2 rRNA genes are annotated in these 3,105 nt (G+C 53.0%); both read left to right on the top strand.

Annotation, left to right across the window (positions count from 1 at the left end):
* Nucleotides 1–23 precede the first annotated feature (23 nt).
* Nucleotides 24–2,820 (top strand): 23S ribosomal RNA (locus IB265_RS36165).
* Nucleotides 2,821–2,968: 148 nt separating this feature from the next.
* Nucleotides 2,969–3,083 (top strand): 5S ribosomal RNA (rrf, locus tag IB265_RS36170).
* Nucleotides 3,084–3,105 lie beyond the last annotated feature (22 nt).

Raw genomic sequence — 3,105 nt, forward strand, 5'->3', positions numbered from 1 at the left:
GGATGAGCATTGGCAATGAGAACGATCAAGTGAAAGAAGGGCATTTGGTGGATGCCTTGGCATGCACAGGCGATGAAGGACGTGATACGCTGCGATAAGCCGTGGGGAGCTGCGAATGAGCTTTGATCCATGGATCTCCGAATGGGGGAACCCACCTTAAATGCTTGGAAAATTTAAGTCGTACGCAAGTACGGCTTAGGTTTCCAAGTATTGTTTAAAGGTATCTTACTCTGAATACATAGGGGTAAGAAGCGAACGCAGGGAACTGAAACATCTAAGTACCTGCAGGAAAGGACATCAACCGAGACTCCGCAAGTAGTGGCGAGCGAACGCGGACCAGGCCAGTGGCACTGAGGAATAAAGTGGAACGACATGGAAAGGTCGGCCGTAGAGGGTGATAGCCCCTTACACGTAGAACACTCAGTGTCCTTGAGTAAGGCGGGACACGTGAAATCCTGTCTGAACATGGGGAGACCACTCTCCAAGCCTAAGTACTCGTGCATGACCGATAGCGAACAAGTACCGTGAGGGAAAGGTGAAAAGCACCCCGACAAGGGGAGTGAAATAGAACCTGAAACCGGATGCCTACAAACAGTTGGAGCCCGCAAGGGTGACAGCGTACCTTTTGTATAATGGGTCAACGACTTAGTGTGACGAGCAAGCTTAAGCCGATAGGTGAAGGCGCAGCGAAAGCGAGTCTGAACAGGGCGTTCAGTTCGTCGCATTAGACCCGAAACCGAGTGATCTAGCCATGAGCAGGTTGAAGGTTGGGTAACACCAACTGGAGGACCGAACCCGCATCTGTTGCAATAGATTGGGATGACTTGTGGTTAGGGGTGAAAGGCCAATCAAACTCGGAAATAGCTGGTTCTCCGCGAAAACTATTTAGGTAGTGCGTCGACCGAATACCCTCGGGGGTAGAGCACTGGATGGGCTATGGGGACTCACCGTCTTACTGATCCTAACCAAACTCCGAATACCGAGGAGTACTAGTCGGCAGACACACGGCGGGTGCTAACGTCCGTCGTGAAAAGGGCAACAACCCTGACCTCCAGCTAAGGTCCCCAAGTCATGGCTAAGTGGGAAAGGATGTGAGGATCCCAAAACAACCAGGATGTTGGCTTAGAAGCAGCCATCATTTAAAGAAAGCGTAACAGCTCACTGGTCTAATTAAGGGTCTTTGCGCCGAAAATGTAACGGGGCTAAAGCCATGCACCGAAGCTGAGGATACGTCGCAAGACGTGTGGTAGCGGAGCGTTCCGTAAGCCTGTGAAGGGATACCCGTGAGGGGTCCTGGAGGTATCGGAAGTGCGAATGTTGACATGAGTAACGATAAAGAGGGTGAGAGACCCTCTCGCCGAAAGACCAAGGGTTCCTGCTTAAAGTTAATCTGAGCAGGGTTAGCCGGCCCCTAAGACGAGGCGGACACGCGTAGTCGATGGGAACCACGTTAATATTCGTGGGCCTGGTGGTAGTGACGGATCGCTTAACTTGTTTGGACTTATTGGATTGTCCAGGCGGGGACGCGGTTCCAGGAAATAGCTCCACCATTATAGACCGTACCCGAAACCGACACAGGTGGTCAGGTAGAGTATACCAAGGCGCTTGAGAGAACTATGCTGAAGGAACTCGGCAAATTGCACGCGTAACTTCGGAAGAAGCGTGACCCTTTTTGACGCAAGTCAGATGGGGTGGCACAGACCAGGGGGTAGCGACTGTTTATCAAAAACACAGGGCTCTGCGAAGTCGCAAGACGACGTATAGGGTCTGACGCCTGCCCGGTGCTGGAAGGTTAAGAGGAGGGGTGCAAGCTCTGAATCGAAGCCCCAGTAAACGGCGGCCGTAACTATAACGGTCCTAAGGTAGCGAAATTCCTTGTCGGGTAAGTTCCGACCTGCACGAATGGCGTAACGACTTCCCCGCTGTCTCCAGCATAGACTCAGTGAAATTGAATTCCCCGTGAAGATGCGGGGTTCCTGCGGTCAGACGGAAAGACCCCGTGCACCTTTACTATAGCTTTACACTGGCATTCGTGTCGGCATGTGTAGGATAGGTGGTAGGCTTTGAAGCAGGGACGCCAGTTCTTGTGGAGCCATCCTTGAAATACCACCCTTATCGTCATGGATGTCTAACCGCGGTCCGTTATCCGGATCCGGGACAGTGTATGGTGGGTAGTTTGACTGGGGCGGTCGCCTCCGAAAGAGTAACGGAGGCGCGCGATGGTGGGCTCAGACCGGTCGGAAATCGGTCGTCGAGTGCAATGGCATAAGCCCGCCTGACTGCGAGACTGACAAGTCGAGCAGAGACGAAAGTCGGTCATAGTGATCCGGTGGTCCCGCGTGGAAGGGCCATCGCTCAACGGATAAAAGGTACGCCGGGGATAACAGGCTGATGACCCCCAAGAGTCCATATCGACGGGGTTGTTTGGCACCTCGATGTCGGCTCATCGCATCCTGGGGCTGGAGCAGGTCCCAAGGGTTTGGCTGTTCGCCAATTAAAGCGGTACGTGAGCTGGGTTCAGAACGTCGTGAGACAGTTCGGTCCCTATCTGCCGTGGGTGTAGGAATATTGACAGGATCTGTCCCTAGTACGAGAGGACCGGGATGGACATATCTCTGGTGGACCTGTTGTCCTGCCAAGGGCATAGCAGGGTAGCTATATATGGAATGGATAACCGCTGAAGGCATCTAAGCGGGAAACCAACCTGAAAACGAGTATTCCCTTGAGAACCGTGGAAGACGACCACGTTGATAGGCTGGGTGTGGAAGTGCGGCAACGCATGAAGCTTACCAGTACTAATCGTTCGATTGGCTTGATCGTTCCCATTGCTCATGCTCATCACGTTCGGACGAATGCTTTTGCATTCGCCTTGAGATGAGCGACGTGTTCAAAACAAATGAAGTGAAAACTTCAACCAGCTTCTCATTCGGTTTGCGCCAAGCTAGGCGTAAATCTTGCGCTTTGCCGACCTGGTGGTTCTGGCGGGGTGGCTGCACCCGTTCCCATTCCGAACACGGCCGTGAAACGCCCCAGCGCCGATGGTACTTCGTCTTAAGACGCGGGAGAGTAGGTCGCTGCCAGGTCTGCAAAACGCAAGAGAAACAA

The organism is Ensifer sp. ENS10 (assembly GCF_014852025.1).
In the GTDB taxonomy this organism is placed as follows: Bacteria; Pseudomonadota; Alphaproteobacteria; order Rhizobiales; family Rhizobiaceae; genus Ensifer.